Origin of the sequence: Paraclostridium benzoelyticum (assembly GCF_001006285.1) — a bacterium.
Classification (GTDB): domain Bacteria; phylum Bacillota; class Clostridia; order Peptostreptococcales; family Peptostreptococcaceae; genus Paraclostridium; species Paraclostridium benzoelyticum.
In genome coordinates this window covers 1-7,131 of sequence record NZ_LBBT01000158.1, presented here as the reverse complement: position 1 = coordinate 7,131, position 7,131 = coordinate 1, and the positions used below count along the sequence as shown (strand labels likewise).

The window sequence follows — 7,131 nt, the reverse complement described above, 5'->3', positions numbered from 1 at the left end:
TATAGTATAATCATTTTTTTACTATAGTAATAACTTTGTTTTAAAAGCTACAGTAGCATTTCCGCAAATTTTCACTTGTACTGGTTTGTTATTTTCTATCTTTACTTCTACCTCAACCATTCCTGCTCTACCTATAGCCTCTCCTTGTTTTGCTTTAAACTTAAACAAATGATTATTATGCTTAACAAGATTATAATAAACAAGATAAGCTCCTAAAGGCCCATTAGCATTTCCGGTCACGGGATCTTCATTAATGCCAATAGCTGGTGCAAACATTCTCCCGTTCACCAAAATATCACTTTCATACGAATCAGTAGTAAATACATAGTATCCATTGCACTTAATTTTATTACTTAATTTACACAGTTGATCAAAATCAGGTTTAAGTTTATTTAAAGTATCCATACTTTTTATTCCAATCATAACCTTAGAATGTCCTGTAGAAACAATTTGAATTTTATAATTTTCTAATAAATCATCATCTGCAATATTTAATGCAGATAAAAGCTTATTTTTATTCACGCCTTCAATAATGTCTCCAAATTCAACATTTCCCTGAGTCATAATAATTTTATAATCATTATTTTTTTTTACTACGTCTACAGGTAAAATGCCTGCACCTGTTTTTTGATAAATTGTCGTAGATTCAAGTTTATTCTCAGTAGCTAGTGCATAGTGTGCTGAAATAGTAGCATGTCCACAAATAGGAACTTCATGTGTTGGGGTAAAAAATCTTATATGTACATCGTATTCCTTTCTGTCAGAAGAAAATATAAATGCGGTTTCAGAATTATTCATTTCTCTAGCTATTTTTTGCATTTGCACTTTTGTTAATCCATCAGCATTTGTTACTACTCCAGCTGGATTACCTGTAAACTTTTCTTTTGTAAATGCATCAATTTGATATAAATTGTATTTCTTAGCCATGGTTTACCTCCTAAAAAAATTTATCTACTAATTTATTTTACGTATATATTACTCAATAAGTCTAAATATGCATCAATTATATCATATACATACTTATTTCTCTTAAATTTTCAGTTGCTTTCTCCATAAATTAATAGTACACTTAATTTAGAATACATAGGAATCCGAGGTGTTAGTTATAAATAAAGAACTTATCAAAGGCAGTACTGTTACAGTAATCTTAAACGCTCTAAAAAAAGAGCCTCTTTATGGATACGGAATGATTAAAGAGATTGAAAATAAGTCCCAAGGAGTATTTTTATTTAAGGAGGGGACCTTATATCCTATTTTGCATGACCTTGAAAAGAATAAATTTATAGAATCCTTTTGGCATATAGAAAATGGTAGACGTAGAAAATACTACAAGATTACAACAAAAGGTCTTAAGGAATTAAAGAGAAGAGAAAATGAATGGAAAATATTTAGCAAAACAATGGATTTTGTACTAGGAGGGTAAAATGTCTGAAGAAAAAATCAATGTAGATAATTTTTTGCAATCTGTCTGTAGATTTGTTTCTACTGAAGAACGTGCACAAGATATAAAAGATGAACTTAGGGATCATATTGATAGTTATATTGATGAATATACACACGATGGTCTGAATATCGAAGATGCAACATCAAAAGCCTTAAAGCAGATGGGAGACCCCTACTATTTAAGCAACAATTTTAAAGAAAATATTTCTAATAATAAAAGAATATTTATAGCTGGATTAACAGTTTCATTTATGGCTATACTTGCATCGGTCAATATATATGGTTATATAAATAACCTTTATACCTTTTCAGATATTTTTATGAATCTAGTTTTTATTATTTTAAATATACCAATTATTGTACTACTTCTTAAAACTCATAAAAAAAGTAAAAAACTAGATACAAGTAATCCTGTTTTTTACATTCAATCATATAAAACATCTACGTGGTACGAAAATATGTTAAAACCTATCAAATGGCTATGTATATTTTCATTTGCAATAAATTTAATTCCTGATTTTAATATTTTTGATTTACTATCTAAAAGTGAAATAATCTTTGAATATTTGAATACAATAACGATTTCAATTATGTACTTAATAATGATTATTATATTTTATACTGTAAGTCCTAAGTCTCAAAATAATATTATATATCCTGAGGGTATTCTTACATTTGAATCTTTTATTCCTTGGGATAAAATTTCAGCATATAGATGGGTTAAAGAACATTCTAAAAATAAAGCTATTTATTCTATTGAATTGAAATTTAAAAAGAAACCTTCATCATACAAGTATTCATTTCGTAGTCAACTTATAAAAGTTAGTTCTTCACAAATAAATTTAATAGATGAAGTTTTTAAATCAAATGGAATAGATCAACGTCAATGCTTTTAATTAACATTTTAACTTTATTACAATAATAAAACAACTATATAAAAACTAAGTTTTTATATAGTTGTTTTATGTATTTAACTAATTTTTTCTTAAAAACATTCTAATTTCAAGATATAAGTATAAGCATTACAAATATAATTTATTTTATCTTAACTTATATCTTTCACTTAACAAATTCGGTATTTCTCTATACTTACTTAAATCATATATTTTTTTTACATCCTCAATTGAACTTGAAAAGTTTAAAAATGCAATTGAATTTAACTGTGAAACCTCCACTAACTTTTTATCTTTTAATATATTTTCAGGTATTTCCTTTGATAAAAATACATCTTCTGAATATAAGAAAATTATATAATTGATTAAAGATAATTTATCATCATTAGGTAATTCATTGAATTTACTACAAAAATGTTCATATCTATCATCACTTGAATCTATGAACATCATAACTATACTCGTATCCTTTAGTGGAAAAATACATATATGTAAGCTTTGTATGCTATATTTTCGTTCTTTAAAATATATATCATTTACAATTTCTCCATCCAAATCTGTTACAAGAGCTATACTTCCTTGAAATGCCAGAGGTACAACATAGTCTAACTTCTGATGATAAAATTGATAGTATTCTCCATTACAATTTAATTTACTTAATCGCTTTGCTTTATCATAATTTCGCTTGTATTCATCTAGTTCAACATCCTGAATACTATGCATATTTCGAATGAAATCTAATGCAAAAGGATTTTTCTCACCTATTATTTCATATAATGCATGATCATTGGTCCTATTTCCTATATGCCTTAGAAAGTTTTTCATAGCTATCTGTGCTAACATTTTAGGCGTTGCCTCATTTTCATAGTTATCTGGATTTTCATACTCTTGAAAAATTGTACTATCACACTCTTTACATATTATTTGAAATGTTCCTGCATTTTTAACACCTTTCTCCTCATCCAATAACGGTATATTTATTAATGTATTTGAATAATACAAATATCCATTAGTTGATATGTTTCTTAAACAAAATGCTGGTACTGAGTGTGAATTGCAGAAACTAGACTTCTTTTCATTGCAATGTAAACATCTATCTCCTTTAGCTCTTTTTCTTGTTTGTGTCATTATATGTCCAAACTCTTTTTTTCTAGCTAAAGCATCGCTTCCTATCTCACCTTCATATAATCCAAGTTTAAAAAATTCTATTTCTTTCATACTGTACCCCTTTATTAAATAGCTAAAAATACATCTATTAAATCTTTAAAGTTATTAGATTTAGTAGGCATAAAATTAAATATTTTACGTGGAAAAGAAGAAACGTATTTACTTTAAGAGGTTCTTCTTTTTTAATCCTGTATATGAATTCACTTTATAATATCTATACTTAATTATATCATTTAATGCTTTTTTAACTTTATTTAATATTAAATTTTTTACTTACATATAATTTTTTATAAAAAAACCGCATCACTCATTTGAGATACGGTTAATAGTTACTTGAAAAATATTATTCTTAATTTTCATGTTATTTTAATGGTAATTTAAATTCACTGAGTACATCTAAATTATCAGTATTTTTATCTACAACTTTTACTACAATATAGTCTGCATCTTTAGAAATAGGAGTAAATTTTTTATATTCTAATGTACCAATTTTACTTTCTATATTATAACTAAATGTATGTCCATCTAATTTATTGCCTTTATCATCATATGCTAGTATGTATGCACTTTCTCCAAATTCCTTAGGAATATCTACTTCTACCTCAGTAGTTCCTGGAGTTAAAACAACCTTTTTTAGTACAGCCTTGTTGTTTTCTAAATTAGGCTCAAATTTTACATTTTTACTATCATCTTTTTTCATAGCTAATTTATATTTCCAATGGCCTTTTATATATTTTAATCCCGTTTCATCCCATATACTAAGATCTGATATATTTATTTTTAAATCAAATGTATCCTCTATATTTATTCCCTTCTGTATCAGTGGTACTAAATCAATATACTGTAAAACTGCATAAGTATTTTCATCAATCTTTTTAGTTGCAGCATCAACTTCACTTAATTGTTCATCGCTAAAACTAGATTTTATGTCCCCACCTCCAATATACTTGTTCAAATATACAGTATCTGATTTATTAAGCTTACTATTTTCTGATTCTATTATATAACTTATGAAGATATTACTTCCGTCACAATATGCTTCTTGTACTGTTATACCAATATTATTACTTATTGCTTTTTCATTTATTGGTTTCTCATTTTTATTATTCACACCTTTTATAAATGACATTTTTTCAGATACTGCTTTATCTGATTTTAATATATTCATTACATTTCCTAAAAAAGGTATTTTCTCTGCAAGTGCTGGGTGAGTCACGCTCATTCCTAAGAGAATAACACAAACCAGGCCAAATGATACAGCTGTATTTTTAATAATCTTTTTTCTTCTTTTTTCTCTTTTTATAAATGCTTTTGTTTCATCTATTCTTTCATCTACACAATTTGGAATTTCACTACCACCTATTATTTTATCAACTTTGTTCATTTTATCCATTATTTATACCTCCCTTATTATCTGAGTATTCTTTCTTAACTTATTTCTAGCTCTAGATAACCTGGATTTAATAGTTCCTTCTGATTCTTTTAATATTTCGCTTATTTCTCTTGTATTAAATTGAGATATATAATAAAGTGATATAACTAATTTTTGCTCTTTTGATAAACTATTTAACATGTCTTCTATTTCAAATTTACTCAAGAACTCTTGAGTGTAACCTTCTTCTTTATAATTGTCTAAAATTAATACTTCTTTATTTTTAGCCATTATATCTTTACATTTGTTAATAAGTATCTTAGTTAACCATGTTTTAAAATAAGAATCATCTTTAAGTGATTTTATATTTCTATATGCTGATATTATTGTTTCCTGCATTGCATCCGCTACATCATCGTCATTATTTAAAATAGATTTAGCAGCCTTATATAAAGCTACTTTGTTTGCTTCAATAAGTTCAAAAAAGGATTCTTCATTACCTTTTTTAGCTTTTTTTATTAAGTTTTCCATTACTTCCTCCTAAAAATCTTATGTACGTACATATTACTTTCTTAAGTTTTACTTTGTTTTTCCACAATTATTAGACTCGTGTTTGATCCAAATAGTTCCATTTGTTTTTGATTTTTTAATAAAATAATAAATTTGAAATATTATTACTTATTTATCTTATCGTTCAAATTGAGTTATTTTAAAGTTCCCTCATGTCGTATTTAGGTTTCCCATGTGTCGTATTTCAAATTAAATTTTACTATCAATTTAATTTTTATTTTATGTCTAAAAATTAAACTTCACTTTATTATAGATATCTAATCTTTTATTAAAAATAAAAAACTAGTAGAAAATTCAGCTCTACTAGTTCCCTCCTTACATCTTTTCAATTTTAGATTTTTTCTAAATCCTCTACGTGTTTCTTATAGATTCTATCTTTCTTCATATATAAATAAACTCCAAATACTCCTATAGACATTATTATAAAACACGCTAAAAATGCATATTTCAAATATATATCTGCACAAAATCCTATAATAATATTTATAAAAGCAGAAAATAAACTTCCTATCATTGAGTACACTGATAAAATAGTAGCTCTATTCTTACTTATAGATTTATTTTTAATATCTAATACAATTGGTGAAATCATTGATATTAATCCACTTAAAGAGCATACTGCAATAATACTTATAAATATGTTTTTGGTAAATACCAATACTAACACACATAAAAGCATCATAGTTACCATTGTTTTTAAAGTTTTCACTTGCCCAAATTTTTTGCTAATTACATGGGTTTTAAAAGATAACATTGCTAGAAGTTCTGAAAGTGCCGTTATATACCCCAGAAATCTTATATCTACCCCTATACTTTCAAAGTGTAATTGACCTAAATTTACACTTATTCCATAGGATATTTCAGATATTATAGCTGTAGATATAACAAATATAAACATTAGCTTTACATTTTTTATATTTTTAAAACTGTCTTTAATTATGGTTTCATTTTTATTATTAGAAATCTCTATCTCTACATCTTTTGTAAAACAAATAGTAATAATACTTAAACCACATGCAACAACTGTTGCAACTATAGCTGATTCTATGGATATATTTATGAAAAAGAATGATGTTATTGATGAAATAAAAAATGCTAGACTATTAAAGGCTCTATACCTACCAAAAACCTTCTCACTTTCTTCTAAATTGCATGATTTATATAGAAATGCTATATCACATCCAGAGGTACCTGACACTCCAATAGCAGTTAATATTGTTTGAAATAAAAATCCCATAAAAGTATTGCAAAATAATAAGCTAAATCTTGCTAAAAAGAATATTATATAGGATATTGTTAGTGTCTTTTTATATCCATATTTATCTGCAAAATATCCCCATGGGATTTCTGTCAGCACTATTATAAATAGTAATATAAATTCTAAAAAGAAAAATTCACTTATTGATAAGCCTCTTTGTGTTCTATATATTAAACTTACAGGACCATAAAATACTAGTCCTTGTAGGAATGCTATTAAATACATTAATTTTAAATTTCGTTTCATTGAATTGCCCCCTAGTTATATAATTTTTAACTAATAGGGGCTTAATCTTGCAGATGCATTTTACATCCCTCCGTTTTTTATTTATACAATTTATTATATCAGAAGTCTTATATTAAATTGTTCATTTTAATATAAGATTTTCCGATATAAAACAACATAAAAAATAACTGTATAAAAACTAA

7 protein-coding genes are annotated in these 7,131 nt (G+C 25.9%); 2 read left to right on the top strand and 5 right to left on the bottom strand.

Annotation, left to right across the window (positions count from 1 at the left end; genetic code table 11):
* Positions 1–21: 21 nt before the first annotated feature.
* A complete protein-coding gene (locus tag VN21_RS07400) occupies positions 22–927 on the bottom strand; it encodes a PhzF family isomerase (protein ID WP_046822692.1) in 906 nt (301 codons plus the stop codon).
* 169 nt (positions 928–1,096) lie between these two features.
* Between VN21_RS07400 and VN21_RS07395 the strand changes: the two genes are divergently transcribed.
* Both VN21_RS07395 and VN21_RS07390 read left to right on the top strand, forming a co-directional pair.
* Entirely contained in the window at positions 1,097–1,423 is a 327-nt protein-coding gene (locus tag VN21_RS07395; protein WP_046822691.1) for a PadR family transcriptional regulator, read from the top strand.
* A 1-nt stretch (position 1,424) separates the two neighbouring features.
* Positions 1,425–2,339, top strand: coding sequence for a permease prefix domain 1-containing protein (locus tag VN21_RS07390; RefSeq protein ID WP_046822690.1), 915 nt, complete (start codon positions 1,425–1,427; stop codon positions 2,337–2,339).
* A gap of 144 nt (positions 2,340–2,483) precedes the next feature.
* Here VN21_RS07390 and VN21_RS07385 read toward each other — a convergent pair whose 3' ends face one another.
* The 4 genes from VN21_RS07385 to VN21_RS17845 all read right to left on the bottom strand — a co-directional run bounded on the left by VN21_RS07385 (position 2,484) and on the right by VN21_RS17845 (position 6,949).
* Positions 2,484–3,554, bottom strand: a complete 1,071-nt coding sequence (locus VN21_RS07385; protein ID WP_046822689.1) for a hypothetical protein — start codon at positions 3,552–3,554, stop codon at positions 2,484–2,486.
* A 310-nt stretch (positions 3,555–3,864) separates the two neighbouring features.
* Positions 3,865–4,896 carry a DUF4179 domain-containing protein gene (locus VN21_RS07380; protein WP_046822688.1) on the bottom strand — a complete coding sequence of 344 codons (1,032 nt, stop codon included), beginning with the start codon at positions 4,894–4,896 and terminating at the stop codon, positions 3,865–3,867.
* Positions 4,897–4,899: 3 nt separating this feature from the next.
* Positions 4,900–5,406, bottom strand: a complete 507-nt coding sequence (locus VN21_RS07375) for an RNA polymerase sigma factor (protein ID WP_046822687.1) — start codon at positions 5,404–5,406, stop codon at positions 4,900–4,902.
* Between the two features lie 370 nt (positions 5,407–5,776).
* Positions 5,777–6,949: an MFS transporter gene (locus tag VN21_RS17845; protein WP_052952006.1), complete on the bottom strand. Its 1,173-nt coding sequence runs from the start codon at positions 6,947–6,949 to the stop codon at positions 5,777–5,779.
* Positions 6,950–7,131: the final 182 nt, after the last annotated feature.